The organism is Clostridioides sp. ZZV14-6154, assembly GCF_020657785.1.
In the GTDB taxonomy this organism is placed as follows: Bacteria; Bacillota; Clostridia; order Peptostreptococcales; family Peptostreptococcaceae; genus Clostridioides.
Map to the genome: position 1 here is coordinate 1 of NZ_JAGWCY010000057.1, position 447 is coordinate 447.

The 447-nt window shown below is 38.0% G+C and carries 1 rRNA gene; it reads right to left on the reverse strand.

The window, feature by feature from the left end:
* Nucleotides 1–369: 369 nt before the first annotated feature.
* A 16S ribosomal RNA gene (locus tag KGF45_RS19680) occupies nucleotides 370–447 on the reverse strand; the annotation flags it as partial.

A 447-nucleotide genomic window follows, 5' to 3' on the forward strand; every position in this document is an offset into this window, starting at 1 on the left:
CCCTGCACCCTTAATAACTTGACCAGTTAAAAAGGTTTGATAGATTAGAAGCTATCAACTTCGATAATTTTAAAAAGTTATCAGCTTTATATATTACAAATTAGATGTCATATCACTAAATATATATATGCAGTTTTCAAAGTGCTAACGCACATCGTCAACGAACAACCTTCGTATACACTCAGATTATTCCGTTACTTAAAGTGCTAATGCACAACGCCAACAAACAAACTTCACATGCGTTCAGTTTATTCTGTTGCTTAAAGTGCTAATGCACAACGCCAACGGATAAATCCCGTTGCTCAAAGTGCTAATTGAGCATTCGTAAAAACGAACCCTCAAAATTAAACAGTAGGCAATTCTCCTTAGAAAGGAGGTGATCCAGCCGCACCTTCCGATACGGCTACCTTGTTACGACTTCACCCCAGTTATTGATTCCACCTTCGA